Raw genomic sequence first — 22,074 nt, 5'->3', positions numbered from 1 at the left:
AATGGGCAGCACGAGGCCACTCATTTTGAACAGGATGCAAATATAGCAATTCAATCGCCGCTTACTTTCAATAACACTCCTAAATACCGGTCGGCACCAGCTATTTTGATAACTCGCTGACGGCCACCCTGCCACCCCTGCGTAGCCGCCTGTCCGCCATCATTTAAGCAGCCGCATATAAACATCCTTTTTAAAAATATTAAATTTTAAATAAAATCATATTTATCGACGAATATTTTATTAAAACATTTTTACCTAATGGTTTATTTCTTGAAATTAATTAAAAATAGAATATTATTCTGTTTTCGATTAGTTACCTAACTGTTTCACTCCATTACTATCCATTATGAAGAAAGTCTTTACATTAGGCTTCTTATTGCTCTTGCTGTTCCTATCGGGAACAGGTTTCGCGCAAGATCTCACCATCAAGGGCAAAGTGCAATCCGCAGACGGGAACCTGCCGGGCGCCAGCATCCTCATCAAGGGTACCAGTCGTGGAAGCACCACAGACGCCAATGGCGAGTTCTCTCTCAGCACGCCGGCCAACGCAACGCTGGTCGTTTCTTTCATCGGTTACAAAACCACAGAGATCCCTGTCGGGGCCAAAACGGTTTTCGACATCATGCTTGAAAGCGACGCGACACAGTTTAACGAAATCGTAGTAACGGCGCTGGGGATTGCCCGCGAGAAAAAGGCATTGGGCTATGCCGTGCAGGAAGTAAGCGGCAAAACCCTCACGCAGGCGCGCGAGACCAATCTGGTCAATTCACTCTCCGGCCGCCTTGCCGGGGTACAGGTGACCAACTCCAACGGTGCACCGGGATCGTCTTCGCGGATGATCATCCGGGGTGCCAGTTCCATCGGCAGCAACAACCAGCCGTTGTTCGTAGTGGACGGTGTGCCTGTCGACAACAGCAACTTCGGTTCCGGAACAGGTATCGATTACGGCAATGCGGCCGCTTCGATCAATCCGGACGACGTGGAGTCGATTAACGTACTGAAGGGGCCCAGTGCCGCCGCACTTTATGGCTCGCGCGGGGCAAACGGGGTTGTACTGATCACAACCAAAAGCGGCAAAGGTACCAAGGGAATAGGCGTTTCGGTCAACTCCAATACTGCCTTCGAAAGCCCTTTCCGGCTGCCTCAGTGGCAAAATGAATATGGACAGGGCGCAGCCGGGGCATTTACATACGTGGATGGGAAAGGAGGCGGAAAAGGCGACGGCGTGGACGAAAGCTGGGGCCCTAAACTGGATGGCCGTTTGATCGCCCAGTTTGATTCGCCCATTGCTGCCGACGGGACCCGAACGCCGACTCCCTGGATCGCCCATCCCGATAACGTCGACAAGTTCTTCGAAACCGGCAGAACCTTCACCAACAATGTGGCAGTAACCGGGTCCAACGACAAAGCCGATTTCCGTCTTGCATTCACCAACCTGGATCAAACCGGTATTTTACCCAATACCAATTATCAACGTCGTACGGTATCGCTGAATGCGGGCTGGAACCTCACCAAAAAACTGAGCATCCGCGCCACTGGTAACTATATTAAGGATGGCAGTGATAACCGTAACAATTTCGGATTGTACTTCATCTGGTTTGGACGCCAGGTGGATATGGATAAGTTAAAAGCCTACAAAAAGCCGGGCAGCATTTACCAGTACAACTGGAATGACAACTATTGGACAAACCCCTATTACCTGCTGAACGAAAGCACCCGGGCCAACGAAAAAGACCGCCTTTACGGCAATTTTTCGGCAACCTACAAGTTCACAGACTGGCTTTCCCTGACGGCCCGGACCGGTACCGACTTTTATGAGGACCGGAGAAAAACCAAAACCGCAGCTCGTCAGGCCATTATCGGAACGTCGGCGCTGTTCGACGCCTATAATGAAGAACAGATCTTCGTACGGGAATCAAATTCGGACTTCCTGCTCAATGCGACCCACAAGTTTGGTGAATTCGATCTTACTGCCAACATCGGAGGGAATCACCGCAGCAACTACGCTCAGCGCAATTACATGGGTGCTACCGAGCTGGCTATTCCAAGAGTGTACAACTTCGGAAACTCCCGTCAGAAACTGGTGGGTGAAAACAGCTATATCCAAAAAACGGTAAACAGCCTTTATGCATCGGCAAACCTTGGTTTCAGAAACTATCTTTTCGTTGATCTGACGGCCCGAAACGACTGGTCGAGCACATTGCCGGCCAACAACCGGTCTTACTTCTACCCGTCGGCGGCCGTGAGCGCGATCATCACGGATGTGTTTGATATCAAGTCCCCGGTCCTGTCATTTGCCAAGATACGCGCAGGCGTCGCCCAGGTGGGAAATGATACAGACCCTTACCGCCTCGTGAGCACTTACAAATACGAAAATGCATGGGGAAGCACTCCGAGCTTGTCAGAGAACAATGCCATGCTCAATGCCAACTTGAAACCGGAAATCACCTCGTCCTATGAAATCGGGACAGATATCCGGCTATGGCACAATCGTGTAGGTATAGACGTTACCTATTACAACAAGGTTTCGAAAAACCAGATCCTCGATGTAAACATTTCCAATGCGACGGGCTTCGTTTCCAAGCTGCTGAATGCAGGTAAGATCAAAAACTCGGGCGTTGAGATCCAGCTCACGGCAACACCGGTAAAAACGGACAAATTCACCTGGGATATCGGCTTAAACTGGGCTAAAAACAACAACAAGGTAGTATCTCTGGACGGCGGCCTCACCACGTACCAGCTCAACACCAGCTACAACTCGCTAACCCAGGCAACTTCCACCAACAGTTTCCGAGGCCTGTCGGTTGAAGCACGCGTGGGGCAACCGTATGGCACATTCTTTGGCAAAGGCTTCCTGCGTGCTCCGGACGGACAGATCGTTTATGACAGCCAGGGGTATCCGATGCTGGATCCGGTGAGCCGGGTATTGGGCAGTTTCACGCCAGACTGGATAGGCGGCATCTCGAACACATTTACCTACAAAGGATTCTCCCTCAGCACGCTGATCGACATGAAGCAAGGCGGGGATATCTTCTCTCAATCCATTAATGTAGGTCGATACACAGGTGTTTTGAAAGAAACGACTTTCGGACGTGAAGACGGTGTGATCGGACAGGGCGTCGTGAACAAGGGAACGGCTGCAAGTCCGGAATATGTGCCTAACGACAAAAGGATCTCGTCCGAAGAATACCATCACAAATATTATCTGCTGACCAACAATGAGAATACCATATTCGACGCGAGCTACATCAAGCTTCGGGAGGTAAAACTGACGTACATGATCTCCGGAAAAGTATTCAATAAGCTGCCGTTCCGCGACATCGCGATTTCCATTGTAGGGCGTAACCTTGCATTGCTGAAAAGCAACCTGCCGCACATCGATCCGGAAACGAGTTACTACAACGACGGCAATCTGCAAGGCATTGAAAACGGCCAGATCCCAACCACTAAGACGATGGGCTTCAACATCAGCTTCAATTTATAACAGACATTTTCCTGATTTACCAAGCATATGAAAAAGAGCTTTTTTTCACTCGGTTTTACAAGCTTCCTATCGGTCTCGCTGCTGTGCGTGACAGCGTGCACGGGAGATTTTGACACGATCAACACCAATAACAACAGCGCGGCAACAGGAACGGCCGATCTTTTTCTGCCGCACGGGATACAGAGCGCGGTCGATATTTACTGGGGCGGCTCGGTGGGAATGGATATCGGTGACGGCTTTTCCCAGCATTGGGCTAGGATCCAGTACACAGACATTGATCAGTATACAGTGTCGAGCGACGTTTATACCGCGGGATGGCAGGGCCTCTATGTCGAATCACTTGCCGATTATCAACGCATTTACAAAATAGGGACCGAAACGGGCAATGTCAATTACCAGGCTGTGGCCATCATACTGCGCTCATGGGTGTTTACCCTGCTCACGGACATTTACGGAGATATTCCCTACAAAGACGCGTTGCAGGGGCTGGAGGGAAACCTGCTGCCCAAATACGACAAGCAGAAGGACGTATACGCAGGTGTACTCGCTGAACTGAAATCGGCCGGAGAATCTATTAACACCACCGATAAAAGCATGGCTATCGCCGGGGATATCCTCTTCAACAACGACCTGGCCAAATGGAAAAAATTTGCCAATTCACTCAGTCTGCGGATACTTAGCCGGATGATAGACAAGGCGGATGCACCGGTGGATGTCAAATCGGAGGTAACCAGAATTCTGAACGACCCGACCAAATACCCGGTCATCAGCTCTGTTTCCGATAACATTCAGCTGAACTATCTGGACGCGACCAACAACCAGAATCCGGTTAATGTAAACCGCAAAACACGCGATGACCACCGGGTGAGCGCCACACTGGTAGACAAAATGAAGGTATTGAAAGATGTACGACTGCCTGTTTATGCTAATAAGCCGGCGCTTCGTGATGAATATACGGGCGTGCCTAATGGCCTGTCGTCATCGCAGGCGGGAAAGCTGGGTCTGGACAGTACTTCCAGAGTGGGCAGTTACTTCACCGGTCCGACGGCTCCGGGCGTGATCATGAGCTACGCCGAGCTATTGTTTCTAAAAGCCGAATTTGCCTTCAAAGGCATAGCGGCCGCAGGAGATGTTGCCAAAAACTACACTGACGCCATTGCGGCCTCGCACGCGCAGTACAAACTCACTGTGAGCCCTGATTACCTCACCGCTAATGCGCTGAAAGCCGGTGCGGCCGGATACACGCAGATCATGGAACAAAAATGGATGGCATTGTACGGACAAGGGCTCGAAGCCTGGACCGAATTCCGCAGAACGGGCATTCCGGACCTCAAACCACCGGTACTAAACACCAACCAGAATGTCATTCCGACGCGGCTGCCCTATCCCAATTCTGAAGAATCGCTGAACTACGATAACTTTTCAGCGGCTCTCACGGCGCAGGGAGGCAAGAATGACATGAAAATGAAGCTTTGGTTTGCGAAATAAGCGCATCCCACAAGTCCCTGACAAATAAAAACGGGTCGGATGCGTGCGGCATCCGACCCGTTTTTATCAGCATTGTATTTTTAAAATGAAATGCCCAAACCTGCACCGATATTGGCTACACCCACAAAACGCTTCTCGTTAATCGGTATGCCCACTTCCGGGTGGCTACCCACTTTCACACCCACTGCAACATCTTTCAGCTGCGCTTCTGTTGCCAGGAAATCGCCGGAAAGATGGAAGTACAACGGCCCGGCAACAGGCAAGCGAAGGCTCATACCAGCCCCGACGCCAAAATCCTTGGTAGACGCGGGGCTCAAATGCACCTTAATCATATTTTCCCCCGATTGAAAAGTACCAGTCATGTCCACAGTTGGCGAAGTAACCTGTACATAACCACCCTGTACATGTCCCTCGATCTGTACTTTGTTAAAATTCAGATAGATAGCCGGGCCGAACATGATGGCATTGAATTTCCAGCGGGATACATTCGTATCCCAGGTATGCGAAGTAGTTTCGTTAATAAGCCCTTTGATCTCCTCGACACGACGATCGGCGATGTCGACAATCGGTTGCGGGCGTGTCGTGTTCTTATTCATGCTTCCGGATACCTTGAACCCAAACCAGCGGGCAACGCGAAAGTCGTAGTTAATTTGTCCGTAGTATCCCGAACCGGTCAGACCGGCGAAAGGGTCGTTCAGTTTTTCTCTGGCCAGTTCGCCTACCGGCAAGCTATACCCCGCAGTAACCGAGAAGAAGCTCCGGTTTTCGTTCTGTGCCTGACTATCGACTTGCACAAATAGGAAAAGTGCAAAAAGTATGGCTAAAAAATTTTGGCTAATATTCATGAATATGGCTGGCTTGTGAGAAGAACTAATAACTGGAATGAAATTCCCAGCAAAGGTAACATGAAACATCCCCGTTTTATTACATTTTAAATTCACTACTTAGTTTGGGGAAATTTTATCAACACAATGTTATATAAATCGGCGAAATAGTGCCAGATCGGGGCTGGTATGGAAATGGTGTTGTCCTTTTCAAACTAAATCATCAAACCCATGAACAGGCAAGAAACTGATAAAGAAGCAAGAGCCACCAAAAACACCAAGAATGTGTGGAAATGGATTCTGGGTGTTGGGCTTGTCCTGATGCTCGTTGCATTCTGGGGAGGCTTCTTTAATCACGACGAAAAATTCCAACAGGCCGATAACCCCTCAGAGGGCACGACCGTCGTTGACTCGGTTGCTTCCGACACTGGCACAAGCCTGCGTCCTGACACCGTGATGGAAAATGTCCGCGGTACGAAATAGGCATTATCTGATCAATGCTTCCCATAAAATTTCGACAGGGTGCATCGCTTTGCGCCCTGTCCCATCCTTGATCTGATGCCGGCAACTGGTACCCGCCGCCGCGATGATCACATCTTCGGGCTGTTGGCGCACAGTCGGGAACAATACCAGCTCGCCGATCTGCATGGACACTTCAAAATGTTCCTCCTCGTATCCAAACGAACCTGCCATTCCGCAACATCCCGAAGGAATCAGTTGTACCTGGTAATTTTCAGGCAGTTGTAGTGCCTTTTTGGAAGCCGTCAGCGTCGACAGTGCTTTCTGATGACAATGTCCGTGCAGCTTGATCAGCTGCTTTTTCTGTATAAAAGCGGTCTTCTGAATGCGTTTGGCGTCCACTTCGCGGGCTATGAATTCCTCAAAAAGCAGGGCGTTTTCCGCTATTTTCTGAGCATTACCCCGCTCGTTCTCGTCAACAAGGTCCACGTACTCATCCCGAAACGAAAGGATCGCCGAGGGCTCGATACCGATCAGCGGCGTATCGTAAGTAATCTTATCTTTCAGCAATGCGACATTGCGGATCGCCAGTTTTTGCGCTTCTTTTACAAAACCCTTGGAAAGATACGACCGGCCCGACTCGACATGCTCGGGAATGACCACCTCGTAGCCGAGTTTTTCCAAGAGCAATACTGCTTTTTTGCCTACCTCGGCGTCGTTATAATTCGTAAACTCATCACAGAACAGGAATACTTTCCTCGCATGGGAATCGGCCGAGTGCTTTTTGTAATGTTTGCGCCACCAATCCAGTAAAGTCTCACTGTCGAGCGACGGCATACTCCGTTCGGGGTGGAAGCCGACCATTTTGTTGGCGATCTTCCGCAATGCCGGTGTTCCAAAGATGCCATTGAATGCCCAGGGTGCAATCGAAGCCAGTTTCATTTGTTTAGAAAAATTGGCGATGAGCTTGCTGCGCATCGGCACGCCGTGGCTCTCGTAATATTGCTGCGTAAATTCGGCTTTCATTTTTCCGATATCCACACTGGAAGGGCATTCAGATTTACAGCCCTTGCAGGACAGGCATAAGTCCAAAACCTCCTTTACCATATCCTGGGTGACCGACTTCTCCTTTTCTTTAACCGGCGTCAGATATTGCCGAAGAATGTTGGCCCTTGCACGGGTGGTATCGCGCTCGCGCCGTGTGGCCATATAACTGGGACACATTGTACCGCCCGTTAACTCCGTTTTCCGGCAATCTCCCGAACCGCTGCATTTCTCGGCCAGACGAAGTATTCCTTCTTGTCTTGAAAAGTCAAAAATAGTGTCGATCTCCGGGTTTGGCTTGTCCTGCTCGTAGCGTAGAAACTCATTCATCGGCGGGGTGTCGACGATCTTGTTGGCATTGAAAACGCCGTCCGGGTCCCAGAGACGCTTTACCTGCCGGAACATTTCGTACACCTCTTCGCCCATCATGAACGGAATAAACTCCCCCCGGAGACGGCCATCCCCGTGCTCACCCGATAACGCACCGTTGTACTTTTTCACCAGTACCGCGGTATCGGCCAATACATCCCTGAATTGCTGTTTCCCTTCGCTGGTTTTCAGGTTGATCATCGGCTCCACATGCAGCTCGCCGGCACCCGCATGGGCGTAGTACGACGCGTGCAGGCCGTGCTTTTCCAGAAGCGCTGCCAGGTCATCGATATAAGCCGGGAGGTCTTCCACAGCCACGGCACAGTCTTCGATCAGATTCACAGGTTGCGTATCGCCCGGCAGGTTACGGATCAGGCCGAGGCCCGCTTTTCGGATATCCCAGGCTTTGTTGGCATCGTCGCCAAACAGCAGCGGATAGGCGTAACCCAGATTCTCGGCTTGCAGCTGAGTGATTAATGCCGATGCCTGTTGCTCTACCTCTTCTTTCGCAACACCCCAGAATTCGACCAACAGCATTGCTGCCGGGTCACCCTGCATGAAAAACCGGTTTTGAGAGTACACATTGTGATTTTTGGTGAAATCCATAATGTACTTATCCACAAGCTCAGAAGCTTTCGGGGCAAGCTGCATGGCAACCCGGTTGGCATGCAGTGCTTCCGCCAATGAATTGGTGTGAACGCAAACAACACCCACGGCCGCAGGAGGCACATCCACCAATGCGATCCTGGCCTCCGTAACAAAACATAATGTCCCCTCCGAGCCCGCAATGAGGTTGCAGAGATTGATATTTCCTTTTTCAAAATTCCTTACCAATGCATCCAGCGCATAACCCGAGTTCCGCCGCGTCACGGTCGGTTTCGGAAATTGCTTTTTGATCAGATCCTGGTCAACGGGATTGGATATTAAGCCAAACATTCCGGCAAGAACCGATTGCAAACGCTGCCCTTTGATTTGCTGCTCACTTATCCTTCCGGCAAAATCGGCAACGGTCTGCTCGTTGAAAATAGCCTCTGAACCGTCCGAAAGCAGCACTTTCACTTCTAATAGATGGTCCCGTGTTGCCCCCCAGGTAATGGAGTGCAGTCCGCAGGAATTGTTGCCGATCATCCCTCCGATCATCGCGCGGCTGGCTGTAGATGTTTCAGGCCCAAAAAGCAGACCATGAGAAGCAAGATGCTTATTCAGATCGTCGCGGATCACACCCGGTTGCACCCTTACCCATTTCTCTTCCCCATTCACTTCCAATATTTCCCCGAAATGCTTCGAAATATCGACGACAATGCCATTTCCCACGACCTGCCCGGCCAGCGAAGTTCCGGCTGCCCGCGGTATTAACGTTACCTTGTTAGTCTTCGCAAAATCAATCAGCGCACGGATATCTCCCACAGTACGCGGCAATGCAACTGCCAGCGGCATTTCCTGGTAAACGGATGCATCAGTGGCATAAATGGTCCTTTGCGCAGCATGTAAATTGGAATCGTCAAAATAGAGTTCCCCCTCAAAACGGGAGCGAAGGGCATTGAACTGGAATTGTGAAACGCGGGTCATGGAGAACAATTGATATGGAAGGGCGAAGTTACGTTACTCGTCCTATTTATGCTTTCAAAAACTGCATTAATGTGCGTCCGGATTACGGTGGATAGATAGCGGCAGCAATTACACCTGCGACTTGCGTATATTGGCACAATTTTTACACCGGAACATTTGGTTCAAACAGTTTTCCCTTTCATAACGATGAGACATTTACATATTCTGGTCCTCACACTATTCAGTTACGTCTCCTATGCTCAAAATACGGCCAATATTACGCTTGCAGCTTCCAAAAAGTCGCCGGCTACCGCTACGCTGGTGCTGGAAGATGTACATTTTCACCCCAATCTGGGCACCGGACTGGCTGACACCAAGCTCGACGCCGTGGCCTCCACCAATTTCGCAGAAAACACTGCCGAAAAGGCCGTTATCCAGCTCAATGAGCCTAAAATGATGCGCCTGCAATACGGCGGCAATGGGGTGAATAAAACCTGGATGCTGTTTATTCAGCCAGGAGACGACCTCACCGTCAATTTCGGGGAAAATGCCGATGTGACATTTTCCGGTAAAAATGCCAATTACCAGACATTCCTTAAAAATTACTTTCTCGAAAATCAATACCAGTATTTGCCGGTATTCGGGTATAAACCATCACAGATAGACAACAAGAGCGTAGTACAGCAAAGCGACAGCCTGAAAAAGGCCCGGCTCGACGCTTTTGATAAATTCAAGGCGGCCAACCCGGTGGTACCTGCATTTGAAGCCTACGTGCTGGCGACCACCGCGACGGAACCGTCGATCACACGACAATTGATCCAGGAAAAAATCATGCGGCGCAACCGTGTCACCAAACTCGATGCGGCCCAAAGAAAAGAACTGGAAGATTTTACCCTTTCGGATTTCAAGATCCAGCCCGACGACGCATTGCTCAGCCAGGCTTACCGCGACGAGCTGCGCAACTGGGCGTTGATCCCTTCCACACGGAAATTTCCGCTCGAATCGGAAACCCGTTACGAAATCAGTCCCGATGCGTTGAAGGATGTGTACGCATTCAGCAAGGATAAGCTCGCCTCTTACCCCAAACAGCGGGAATACCTGGCTACCTACTGGCTTAACTATGCCGCAACTGCAATCCCGGGCATAGAAACAGCGAAAACATTGCTGCCAGACTACAAAACGACCTTCCCGCAATCACCTTATGCCGATTATATAGGCAAACTGATTCAAACCAGGGAGTCACTGCAACCCGGCTCGGCTATTCCTGATGTAACATTGCTCAGCCCCGACAGCGCTGCGGTCGCCGTGTCGTCGTTGCAGGGAAAACCGGTATGCATGGTGTTCTCATTCAGTATCGGTCAGCACGAACCCGGATTGAAAGTGTTGGAAGATAAATATGGAGATAAGGTGACGTTCGCATACATCTCGGTAGCGACAGGCATTCCGCTGCGTACCTGGAAACAATACACCAAGACCAGACCGGCAGCCAAACATCTCTGGGCTTCCGACGAGAACATTGAGATTCTGAAGGAAAAATATGCGATCGATATCCGCTATCCTTTCCTGGTGCTCGATGCGTCGGGAAAAGTGGTGAACCGCTGGATCCCGCAGGAGTTTCCCGGAAACAAAACACTGGAAGCTGAATTGCAGAAGGTTAGCAAGTAACGGGTGAGGGTCAGAAGCTATGACCTTGAACGATCATCGCGCTGTAATGCGCATGATGTGCATGGGCTCGTGGAATTCGTAGGTAATCAGCAATTCACATACATCGCAGATCTCTTTCACGATAGCCAGACCCAACCCAAGCGATTCCGCGCCGGTGGATTCTTTCTTAAACCTTTCAAACAAGCGCTCCGGATCCGTTTTCAGCGGATTGCCCGTATTACTGATCCGGAGATATTCGGTCCCGGTCTCCAGCCGAAGCTCTCCACCGGAATAGTTATGCCGGATCGCGTTGTTGATCAGGTTTGTCAGTAAAATATCCGCCAATGCGGGCGACATCAGCCTACGAAAACGACCTGTCGATTGCAAGCTGAGCTGTATCTGCTTGTGCTGGATGATGTCTTCGAAATCCTTCAACTTGTTCAATGCAAGGTCCGAAAGATCAAGCTCCTCCTGTTCGGTAAACTGCTGGTTCTCAATTTTAGCAAGCAACAACAGCCCCTGGTTCAACCGCGACATCCGACGGGCTGCATGATAAATTTCTTCAATCCAGTAGGTATGGTTTTCACCCAGGTCTTTGGACTGGATAAATTGCTCCACCCTTGCATTGATCAACGCGAGCGGCGTCTGAATTTCGTGGGAGGCATTCTCAGTAAATTCACGCAGGCTGCGATAGTCGTGCTGCATTTTAGAGGCCATCTTCTCCATCACATCCCCCAGCTCGTTGAATTCCGTAATCTCACTTCTGACAGTCTCAAGTGGCTTGTTTTTTGTCCAGTCAAAATCTTTAATCCTGGCCAGTGAATCATAAAAAGGTTTCCATAGCTTACCCGACAAACTTCTGTGAAAAAGGAAGGTACTCACCAATAAAAGCCCCAGAAACGCGATCATAGCCGCCGATATGGCCTCGATCAGCTTATAGGACTCGATCATCGACTTCCGGATGGCTACCCGGTAGGGTGACCCGCCGATCAGGGTGTAGAATGTAAGCTGCCGAAAAGGGTCCGGGCTTTCCTCGTACCGGTTGCTGATCAGCGTATCCGTAAATGCGACATCATTTTTGAACTTACCAAATACCGGCAACACCTCGATCTTGTTTTCCACAAAATAGGAATTGTTGCTCCACGTATCGTTGGTTCTGACATAGGCCTCGAAATCCCGTTTTTCCAGGATCAGCCGGCTTTCCACTTCGTCATAAATCATGAATTTGATGATCCAGTAGAATGCGATGCCGACAGCCAGGTAAATCAGCAGCGAGGCCATCAGGTAGATCCGGCTGGTTTTTTCGAGCAGTTTCAAGATGCTGTGAATTTGTATCCTATTCCATAAATCGACTGAATGTAGTCTTTTCCGCCCTTATCGACGATTTTCCGGCGAAGATTTTTGATATGCGAATAAACCATATCCAGCGAATCCGCCGAATCCATGTTATCGCCCCAGAGATGCTCTGCGATCGATTCCTTCGTCAATGCGATATCGGTATTGGAAAGAAAATAGAGCAACAGGTCGTATTCCTTACGGGACAAGGTTGTTTCGATATCCCGTACAAAAACCTTCCGCGCTGGCAGGTTCACACGGATATCTTTCCACACCATATCATTATTCCCTCCAAAATTCCGCCTGCGTATGAGCGATTTCACCCGGGCATTTAATTCCGAAAGGTGAAAGGGCTTGGTCATATAGTCGTCCGAACCGATTTCGAGGCCTTTTAGCTTGTCTTCCAAAGTGTTGCGGGCTGAAATGATGATAATCCCCGTCGCGGCGGCTATCTTTTTCAATGTCTTGATAATGTCGAATCCGTCACCATCCGGAAGCGTCAGGTCCACGATCGTGCAATCGTACTGATACAGGCTGATCTTTTCGTCGGCCTGCCAGAACGTATTCGCTACCTCGCATACGAAGCCTTCACGGGACAGATAATCCGTGATACTTTCGGCAAGCCCTTTTTCATCCTCGACAACTAATATTTTCATTCCTGTTACAAAAGGTACTTTACAAAAATAACTCCGGATGTTGGAAACATTTAGGAAGGTTAATGATATCGATAACAGCCGTTTGCAGCCTTCCCTTTCCCAAATGTTTCCAGAATTGCACGCTAATTTCGACTAAAAAAACACTTTACCCGAATTATGAAGCACTCCAGGTATCTTTCAGTTCCACGGAAATTCCCACCCCGGCCATCCTGTTTTCCGGACCGGATTTTAAACCGGCTTACTTGCATCAGAAATGCATGGTTCATCCTCTTTGCGATCGCAGCAGGTACCCTTCAGCCGTTATGTGCCCAAAAGCTCAAACTGCATGAAGTCCTCGAACAAGGCAAAGGTAATTTCCCGTTTTTGAGGGCCAAACAGGCGGAGATCCACAGTGCAGAACAGCGCGTCAAGTCGGTTAAAACAGATTACCTGCCTGCATTCATCGTGCAGGATCAATATACTTACGGTACCAGCAACAGCGTGGCCGGTGCATTCCTTCCCAATGAGGGCAGCGCATTATCCCCATCAGGCGGTATCCGTCCGGAGAATTATTACACAGCTACATTCGGCAGCTTCACCACAGCCATGGTCGACTGGAAGGTATTCAACTTTGGAAAAGTCAAAGCCAATGTCAATGCAGCCAAAGCGGATCTTACCCGCAGCCAGGCCGACTATGACAACGAACTTTTTCAACACCAGGTCAGGATCATCGACGCCTACCTGCTCCTGCTTATCAACCAGAAACTCGTAGATGCCCAACGCCAGAACCTCGAGCGCGCTGCGGTTTTCAAACGGGTGACAGACGCGGCAGTAAGTTCAGGCATGCGGCCGGGCGTGGACAGTTCCCTGGCAGCAGCTGAATATGCCAAAGCGCAATTGCTCCTGCTGGAAAGCCGGCGTTCAGAGAAAACCCAGCGTTTGCGGCTATCCGAACTTACCGGTGAGCTGCGCGACAGCATGGAAGTCGATACGATGGGTTTCTACTCCCAATTACCGCAGATACCAGGCGAGTCCCCCTCTTTTCTAAAAAATCCCGCTCTGCGTTTCTCCGAGACTCAGATTGACGCATCCCAGGCAAGAAGCCAGGCGATTAAACGAATGTACCTCCCGTCCATCTCCCTCGTGGGAGCAGGCTGGGGACGTGGCTCCGGCGTATCCAATAAAGACGATTCCTTCCGAACCGATTTCGGCAGCGGCGTCAAATACCAGGTTTACAATTACCTTTTCGGCGTATCGACACGCTGGAACCTGACCAATATTTTCAAAGTCCGGAACGACTACCGTGCCGAGCAATTCCAGGTAGAACGTTTCAAATCGCTGTACAAGACCCAGCAGCTCCAACTCGACAGGCAGGCGCGGGAATCAGAAATCCAGTTCCAGCTCTCGCTTGCGCAAGCCCGGCTGACGCCCGTGCAGCTATCCGCCGCCCAACGCGCATTCAATCAGGCCGAAGCGCGCTACCAAAGCGGACTGACCGACCTTTTTACGCTGGCGCAGAGTGTAAATGCACTCAACCGCGCGGAGGTCGACAAGTTTGTGACCAATGGCAACGCCTGGCGGTCATTGCTGCTGAAAGCCGCCGCAGCGGGGGATCTGAGCATCTTCCTGAATCAACTGGACAAATAAATACGAGCAATATCACCCTGAGCGAACCGGGCGGCCTGAGCGGTAGAAGGGTGATGCTCAATTGCATTACACAATGCATCGACCGCTCAGGTTGACAAGGCAAATCAAATAACAAATACCAAGCATTATGTATCAACTCATCAGAACTGCCCTTCGACAGCCCATATCCATTGTGGTAGTGGTGATCGGCATCCTATTTTTCTCGATTCTGTCGATACGGAGCATTCCGGTCGATATCTTTCCTAACCTTGACCTGCCAACCATTTATGTTGTGCAGCCTTACGGTGGCATGGCTCCCGACCAGATGGACGGATTCATCGCGACCCGCTACCAGGACCACTTCCTGTACGTGTCCGGTATTCGCGACGTGGATGTGAAAACAATTCAGGGCTTGTCGCTGATCAAACTCTCATTCTATCCGGGCACCGACATGGCGCAGGCCGCCGCGGAAGTCGCGAATAACGTTTCCCGCGCAAAGGCATATATGCCCGAGGGTACCGTCCCTCCGCAGGTTGTGCGCTTCGATGCAAGCTCGGTACCGATCGGACAGATGGTGTTCGAAAGTGCCTCGCGTTCCCTGAACGAAATCCAGGATTTTGCTTCCTCCCGCGTTCGCCCGATGTTCAGCCGTATCGAGGGAGTATCCAGCCCGCCGCCATTCGGAGGGAACCAACGTACGATTGTGATCCGCGTCGATCCTGAACGCATCCGGAGCTATCACATGACACCCGAGGAGGTCATCAAATCCATTATTGCCAATAACCAGCCCTCTCCCGCAGGTAACATCCGCATGGGGGACAAGACATTGATGACGCCGGTCAATTCCCTCATCAAAAAGCCCGAGGACTTTCTCAATATCCCGATCCGCATCGGTGCAGGCCCTACCGTATTTATCCGGGATGTGGGTGTGGTGGAAGATGGTGCCGACGTGACAGTGAGTTATGCGTTGATCAATGGCCGCCGCGCGGTTTATATTCCTGTGGTAAAAAAATCCGATGCTTCGACGCTCGATGTGGTCAACAATATCCGGGCCGCATTGCCCCAGCTTCGGAATGCAGTCCCCGAGGACGTCAAGATTTCCTATGAGTTCGACCAGTCGGTTTATGTGACTAATTCTTTGAAAAGTCTTATTACGGAAGGTATCCTCGGCGCATTGCTGACCGGTCTGATGGTACTGCTTTTCCTGCGCGACTGGCGGAGTGTCATTATTGTGATCGTAACGATCCCGATTTCCATTCTATCGGCAGTCATATTGATGAATCTTTTTGGCCAGACCATCAATATTATGACATTGAGCGGATTGGCATTGGCGATTGGCGTGCTTGTCGACCAGGCGACTGTGACCATCGAGAACATCCACCAGCACCAGGAAATGGGCAAGCCCAAGGAGCAGGCGATCTGGGACGCCTGTAAGGAAATTGCATTCCCCGAGTTCCTGATCCTGCTGGCGATCCTGGCCGTATTTGCGCCCTCATTTGTCATGAGTGGTATTCCAAGGTCCATGTTCCTGCCCTTATCGCTGGCCGTAGGTTTTGCCATGATCGCCTCATTCCTTCTTTCTCAGACATTGGTTCCCGTGCTCTCGAACTGGCTTTTGAAAGACCATCCGCATCACGAGGCACCGACGCTGGCCCTGGATAGTCAGGAAGTCGATGATGTCATCGAAGAAGGGGCACACCCTTCCCTGCCACCGGCCGGTTTTGAAAAGTTTAAACTAAAATACCTGAATGCCCTGGGAGGCATCATGAGCAAACGCTGGATTGTACCTGTGTACCTCGCAGGCACGATTGCATTGATCATCGGCGGATTCCTGCTCATTGGCACTGACATTCTTCCCAAGGCCAACAGCCACCAGTTTCAGATGCGGATGCGTGTTCCCGACGGTACACGTGTAGAGCGCACGGAAGAGGCCACATTGAAGATGCTAAACCTGATCAAATCGGAAGTTGGAAAAGATCACGTCGAGATTTCCTCTGCTTATGTCGGCACAGTCCCTTCCAGCTATGGTACTTCCAACATCTTCGTGTTTAACAGCGGGCCCCATGAGGCGGTTTTACAGGTATCCCTGAAAGAAGATTTTCCGGTTCGCATGGACGCATTGAAGGAAAAACTACGTGCCCGGATTGGTAAAGAGATTCCAAACCTGGCCATTTCCTTCGAACCTATCGAACTCGTGGACAAGATCATGAGCCAGGGCGCCTCCACGCCGATTGAGGTGAGCGTGGCAGCGAAAGACGTAGAAGAAGCCGGAAGATTTGCCCGTAAGATCCGGAAAGAAATGCAGCAGATCGCGTTCCTGCGCGACGTTCAGATCGCCCAACCGCTGGCATATCCCATTCTGGATGTAAAAATCGACCGTGAAAGAGCCGGACAGCTGGGGATTACCTCCACGCAGGTAGCAAGATCGATGGTAGCGGCCACTTCTTCCAGCCGTTTTACAGATAAAAACCTCTGGCTGGACGATGCCAAGGGGCTTGCTTATCAGGTGCAGGTACAAATACCGGAATACCAGATGACGTCCGTGGAAGACATTGGTACAATCCCGCTGAAAACAGGAGTAACCAATCCGCTGCTGGCTGATGTGGCCACCTTTTCTGAAAAAACCGCACCGGGAGAATATGACCGCGCAGGCCCAAACCGCCTGGTGACGGTTACGGCCAATATCCATAAAAAGGATCTCGGGGCTGCTACAACTGCCGTTCAACAGGCTATTAAAAATGCCGGTGAACCACCGCGTGGGGTGATCGTAGAACTGAAAGGTCAAACCGAACTGCTCACGGAAACGCTGAGCAGCTTACAAACCGGTCTGCTGATCGCCGTGGTGATCATGTTCCTGCTTCTGGCAGCGACCTATCAGTCTTTCAAATTATCATTGGTAGTGCTTTCTACGATCCCGGCCGTGGTAGTGGGCTCCATTGGTCTGCTGCTGCTCACCGGCGCGACACTGAACCTGCAATCCTATATGGGTCTGATCATGTCTGTCGGCGTATCCGTAGCCAATGCGATCCTGATGGTTACCAATGCTGAAAACCTGCGTCTGAAATTGCAGGATGCGCATAAAGCAGTCACCCTGGCTGCCGGTAGCCGGATCCGTCCGATCCTGATGACCAGTATCGCGATGATCGCCGGGATGATACCGATGGCTTCCGGCCTCGGCGAAGGCGGCGACCAGATCGCCCCACTGGGACAAGCCGTGATCGGTGGGCTGATCGCCTCGACGCTGGCATCATTGCTGATCCTTCCCGCGGTGTTCACGCTCGTTCAGCGCAAAGCTTCCGTCAATTCCGTATCCCTCGATCCGGAAGACCCTGAAAGCAATTTCTTCCGTAAAAAACTCCAAACATCTCTCTCCATGAATACCTTGAAATCCATTCTGATACTTCTGACCGTAGCCGCAGGCATGATGGCCTGCCATACCGAGGCCGAAACCAGCGAAAAACATGAGCAAAAAGCTCCCGCCGCAGAACCCGTTGTAGAACTGGCCTACGTCAAAAGCATGAAGCCGGCCAAGCAGATCGCATTGCCAGGCGAATTGAAGCCTTGGAATAAAGTGAGTATTCATCCGAAAGTGAAAGGATTTGTAAGGGCCGTCAATGTGGACCGGGGTAGCATCGTAAAAAAAGGTCAGGTCCTGGCCCAACTCGAAGCACCCGAAATTATCTCGGAACTTAGCCAGGCCAAAGCGCAACTCATTGCTGCTGAGGCTGCCCTGCATGAGATCACGACACGATATCAGGCCACCGCATTGACTTACAGCAGATTAATGCGAACAAACCGCACAGAAGGCGCGGTTTCACTCAACGAACTCGATCTGGCAAAAGCAAGAGCAACAACCGATAGCTCGGCGATGGCCGTTGCGAAAGGCAATGTTCAGGCAGCGAAATCATTCATGGAAACCAAAACAGAACTGTCACGCTACCTGACCGTGACAGCACCATTCGACGGCATTATTACCGAAAGAAATATCAGTCCCGGGGCATTGGTAGGGCCGGGTGAAGGCGGGGCCAAACCGCTCTTTATACTCGAAGACAACACCAAGCTGCGTCTGACACTGGCGATCCCCGAAAATATGTCCAGTGCTATTCCAAACAAGGGAGAAGTGAGCTTTACCGTACCCGCCAGTCCCGAAAAGATTTATAAGGCTACATACGCACGCAGTTCCCGCACTTTATCTGAAGAAAATCGGTCGATGATCACTGAATTTGACGTCAACAACCGCTCCAACGAGTTAAAAGCCGGCATGTATGCCCAGGTGCAGCTCAACACGGAGCGTTCCGGCAACACACTGTTTGTCCCCGTTACGGCAGTGGTCAATTCCAGCGAACAGGTGTTTGTGATCCGCGACAAAGCCAAAAAAGCGGAATGGGTACCTGTTAAACGCGGTGTTGTCGTGGATACGCTCGTCGAGGTTTTCGGTGATTTGCATGATGGGGAGGCCATTGTGAAGAAGGCGTCCGAGGAGTACCGCAACGGACAAGATTTGTAAGATTGCCAATTCATAAAAAATGCCGGGCTCTCACCCGGCATTTTTTATCTGAAGACTAAAACTACTTCCTGCTATACGTATCCAATGTTGCTTGCGGGAAGGAGCGGAGAATGTCGGCCATGGTATTCTTGATCATGGTGTTCTGATCTTCCTTCTTGGTAGGCGCCTTCACTTTTCCCGATGCCCAACCCTGCCAAACCATCCTTTCGGTGGTCTTCTGGTAAATGTTCAGAATGAAACGGCTTTCCTGGTAGTTGTAGGTAGAAATATTGTTTCCTCCTCCGTACCACCACATATAGGGCGAGTACATGTTGTTGGACCGTACTTGCTGACGGTCTTTCACGTCGGTCATGAACCTCACCACAATTTCGGGATTCTGATTATCCAGTTTATACCCTTTGGCTTCCATTACTTCCACCACGGCGTCACCCAGTCTTCTGCGGTTCAGCTCGCTGCCCAGAAGTGGGTCCTGCTCCATATTGTGTTCTGCTTCGACTTTGAAAGTTTTGAACTGTTTCAAATTCACCGCCGAATCATAATCGTAACTGACCTGAAGAGCGTTGCTGCACGCCATGATGAGTAACCCCGCCACAACCGCCAATCCGGCGGATTTTATCAACTTCACTACGGTTTTCATTTTGATTTTGAACGTTTGGTTTGATATGATAGTCTGACAGTTTCCAAGGGCAAATGGTTTAAATGACCGTAAAACATCTATTAAACTTATAAACAAATAAAACTGATATATCGATCACAAAAATTACTTGTTTCGAGGCATTTCAAGCGTTTGAAAGCCTTCCAAATCCCTCAATTCACTATACCCGGCCCGATGGCTTTCTGTTGCAAGGCGATACGCACTAAACCGTGCTCTCAAAACAAAAAGCGCCCGGTTTTTGCCGGACGCGATGTACTGGGAATATAAGGGACCACGAACTTTATTGACTAATCCTAGACCTTCTTATAGTCAGGATGAATGTAGGGAGCGCGATAGGCGCGGGCAAGCAGCGCGTTGGCTTCCCTATCTCCCACAATTTCGCGCTTTATCGGATCATAAACAATCGAACGGCCTGTTTTCATTGAAAGATTTGCCAAAATACAGCTGGCCGTCGAAATATGTCCTTCCTCGATATCCGCTACCGGCCTGGTATTATTGTCAATGGCGCTCAGGAAATCCAGCATATGCAAACGGGTCGCAGGGGCTGCATTCAGCTCGATTTTATCTTCTTTAAGGTCTTCCGGGTACTTTTCTTTCTCATAAACAACATCCTTGTGAATCTTATCGCCTTTTCCTTGCGGAATGAAATCATATGCCATCGTACTCGCCCAGAGCGTCCCTTTTTCGCCGTACAATGTAAATGACCACGGATAGTCCGGATTATTGGGCGTTCCCCAGGTGCGGTGCTGCCACACGCAATTCAGGCCATCGTATTCGAAAATCGCCGATTGTGTATCCGATATATTGGACTTACCCTCTTTCTGGACATAAATACCACCGCTCGACGTGATTTTTTTTGGCCAGCCCAGTTTCAGCATCCAGCGCACCGTGTCGAACATGTGCACGCACATATCGCCTGTGATACCATTGCCGTATTCCATGAATGTCCGCCACCAACGAACGTGCGGTGAGCCGTCGTAGGGACGAAGCGGCGCCGGGCCGGTCCATTTTTCATAATCCAGGTAATCGGGTACAGCTTCCACCGGCGGATTGCCATTAGCCCGCATATGGTAGTAGCAGCACATTTCCACGTGGGATATCTTACCGAGCAGGCCAGCATCAACAATGTTTTTCTTCGCGTCGATCAGGTGGGGAGTACTTTTACGCTGTGTGCCCACCTGCACCACCTTTTTGTATTTACGCGCGGCGGCGACCATCGCCTCCCCTTCCAGCACATCCACACTGATGGGCTTTTGCACGTACACGTGTGCACCAGCCTTCACGGCATCTATCATTTGCAATGCATGCCAATGGTCGGGTGTACCGATCAGCACAATGTCCATTTCATTTTCTGCTAGCATTTTCTGGTAGTCACCATAGAGCTTGGGCGTCTTGCCCGATTTCTGACGCTGGCCCACCAGCTTGCCTGCTTCATTCAACTGGTTTTTATCGACGTCGCACAATGCAATGACCTCTACCGGTGCGACTTGTATCAGTCTGAAAAGATCACTTTTGCCATACCAGCCTGTCCCGATTAAGCCTACGCGCCAAGTTTTGGCCGGGTTGACCAGGTCCATTCCCCTCGCTCCGAATGTTGAAAGTGCCAATGCGGCCGTGGCCCCGTGAAGGAAACTACGGCGGTTGATATTAAAAGTGTTCATCCGTGATTTTGTTGGTTTTAGGAAAATGGCAAATGCCACACGCCAGTAAAAGCGCCGGGGAAGCGGCGTTTTACTTTTACAGGGAGATTATTTTGAGAGGGAAAGCGATAAACGATACGTAGAATGTCTTACGCAGCTACCTTTAATTTGATATCCATCTCCGCCAAAAGCTTCAACAAATGCTGCGTGAACCGCGACTTAATCTCTTCGAACTGGGCAATGGCTAATTCATCAGATTGTTCCCGGGCTTCATGCCTTGCGATAGAGGCATTTACGCGAATAATCTTTTCGAGCGTATCTTGTATTTCTGCTTGAAGTTGATCAAACGGTCTCATGACAATAGCAAGTTAACGATGCCCTTTCTTCTGTTTTGACGATCCCTGGTCAGAAAATATAACCAATCAAGTTTATCAAAGCTAGTCAAAAAGTACTTGGGATGTTCTGTTGGATAATCTTTGATGAAATAGATATCTAACTTTGGGAAGTCTCGCTTAATAGAATTTAAACCTGCTTGATTGGACTCATAGAAGACACTATCTACAAAACAAACCAGATCAATATCCTCCGGATGCGGTTTAAGCGTTGCAAAAGACCCGTCAACCCAAATTTGTAATCTGTCTGTTTTCCATCTGGTTACACGGGATATAAACTCTTTCAATTGCATTGCCAATTCAGCCCTTTGGTGGTTGAATATGAAAATTTGCTCAAAATAACTCCATGCAATGTTCGTGAGTTCGTCAGGGACGAGATAATCATTGTCATCAAATTTGCACAATCTCAATCCCATTGTAGATC

The 22,074-nt window shown here is 50.1% G+C and carries 14 protein-coding genes; 6 read left to right on the top strand and 8 right to left on the bottom strand.

All coding sequences use genetic code 11. The annotated features are described in order from the left end of the window. The first annotated feature begins 346 nt into the window (after window positions 1-346). Together BP71_RS29965 and BP71_RS29960 are read left to right on the top strand one after the other, a co-directional pair. A complete protein-coding gene (locus BP71_RS29965; RefSeq protein ID WP_496385296.1) occupies window positions 347-3,484 on the top strand; it encodes a SusC/RagA family TonB-linked outer membrane protein in 3,138 nt (1,045 codons plus the stop codon). 27 nt (window positions 3,485-3,511) lie between these two features. Continuing rightward, window positions 3,512-4,972, top strand: a complete 1,461-nt coding sequence (locus BP71_RS29960; protein ID WP_496385294.1) for a SusD/RagB family nutrient-binding outer membrane lipoprotein — start codon at window positions 3,512-3,514, stop codon at window positions 4,970-4,972. 80 nt (window positions 4,973-5,052) lie between these two features. Here the strand turns inward: BP71_RS29960 and BP71_RS29955 are convergent, their stop codons facing one another. Continuing rightward, window positions 5,053-5,817, bottom strand: a complete 765-nt coding sequence (locus BP71_RS29955) for a hypothetical protein (protein WP_496385293.1) — start codon at window positions 5,815-5,817, stop codon at window positions 5,053-5,055. Between the two features lie 210 nt (window positions 5,818-6,027). Between BP71_RS29955 and BP71_RS29950 the strand changes: the two genes are divergently transcribed. Beyond that, window positions 6,028-6,279: a hypothetical protein gene (locus tag BP71_RS29950; protein ID WP_496385292.1), complete on the top strand. Its 252-nt coding sequence runs from the start codon at window positions 6,028-6,030 to the stop codon at window positions 6,277-6,279. A 3-nt stretch (window positions 6,280-6,282) separates the two neighbouring features. Here the strand turns inward: BP71_RS29950 and BP71_RS29945 are convergent, their stop codons facing one another. Further along, a complete protein-coding gene (locus BP71_RS29945) occupies window positions 6,283-9,237 on the bottom strand; it encodes an FAD-binding and (Fe-S)-binding domain-containing protein (protein ID WP_496385291.1) in 2,955 nt (984 codons plus the stop codon). A gap of 186 nt (window positions 9,238-9,423) precedes the next feature. On the opposite strand from BP71_RS29945, the gene BP71_RS29940 reads away from it, so the two are divergent. Further along, the gene (locus BP71_RS29940) at window positions 9,424-10,881 is read left to right on the top strand and encodes a TlpA family protein disulfide reductase (protein ID WP_496385290.1); all 1,458 of its coding nucleotides are present in this window, start codon (window positions 9,424-9,426) and stop codon (window positions 10,879-10,881) included. A 33-nt stretch (window positions 10,882-10,914) separates the two neighbouring features. Here BP71_RS29940 and BP71_RS29935 read toward each other — a convergent pair whose 3' ends face one another. Beyond that, window positions 10,915-12,177 carry a sensor histidine kinase gene (locus BP71_RS29935; protein WP_496385289.1) on the bottom strand — a complete coding sequence of 421 codons (1,263 nt, stop codon included), beginning with the start codon at window positions 12,175-12,177 and terminating at the stop codon, window positions 10,915-10,917. Further along, complete coding sequence (locus tag BP71_RS29930) at window positions 12,174-12,851, bottom strand: response regulator transcription factor (RefSeq protein WP_496385288.1); 678 nt, start codon at window positions 12,849-12,851, stop codon at window positions 12,174-12,176. The genes BP71_RS29935 and BP71_RS29930 overlap by 4 nt, the downstream gene beginning before the upstream one ends. Before the next feature lie 156 nt (window positions 12,852-13,007). Between BP71_RS29930 and BP71_RS29925 the strand changes: the two genes are divergently transcribed. After that, complete coding sequence (locus tag BP71_RS29925) at window positions 13,008-14,477, top strand: TolC family protein (protein WP_496385287.1); 1,470 nt, start codon at window positions 13,008-13,010, stop codon at window positions 14,475-14,477. Window positions 14,478-14,604: 127 nt separating this feature from the next. Then, a complete protein-coding gene (locus BP71_RS29920; RefSeq protein WP_496385286.1) occupies window positions 14,605-18,963 on the top strand; it encodes an efflux RND transporter permease subunit in 4,359 nt (1,452 codons plus the stop codon). 61 nt (window positions 18,964-19,024) lie between these two features. On the opposite strand, the gene BP71_RS29915 is transcribed toward BP71_RS29920, so the two are convergent. The 4 genes from BP71_RS29915 to BP71_RS29900 all read right to left on the bottom strand — a co-directional run bounded on the left by BP71_RS29915 (window position 19,025) and on the right by BP71_RS29900 (window position 22,066). Continuing rightward, complete coding sequence (locus BP71_RS29915; protein WP_496385285.1) at window positions 19,025-19,600, bottom strand: DUF4136 domain-containing protein; 576 nt, start codon at window positions 19,598-19,600, stop codon at window positions 19,025-19,027. 311 nt (window positions 19,601-19,911) lie between these two features. Beyond that, window positions 19,912-21,279, bottom strand: a complete 1,368-nt coding sequence (locus BP71_RS29910) for a Gfo/Idh/MocA family protein (protein ID WP_496385284.1) — start codon at window positions 21,277-21,279, stop codon at window positions 19,912-19,914. A 128-nt stretch (window positions 21,280-21,407) separates the two neighbouring features. Next, window positions 21,408-21,614, bottom strand: coding sequence for a hypothetical protein (locus tag BP71_RS29905; RefSeq protein WP_496385283.1), 207 nt, complete (start codon window positions 21,612-21,614; stop codon window positions 21,408-21,410). Continuing rightward, window positions 21,611-22,066, bottom strand: coding sequence for a DUF6932 family protein (locus BP71_RS29900; protein ID WP_496385282.1), 456 nt, complete (start codon window positions 22,064-22,066; stop codon window positions 21,611-21,613). Before BP71_RS29900 ends, BP71_RS29905 begins: the two co-directional genes overlap by 4 nt. Window positions 22,067-22,074: the final 8 nt, after the last annotated feature.

It is taken from the genome of Dyadobacter ginsengisoli DSM 21015 (genome assembly GCF_059568735.1).
This window is presented reverse-complemented; position numbering and strand designations above follow the sequence as displayed.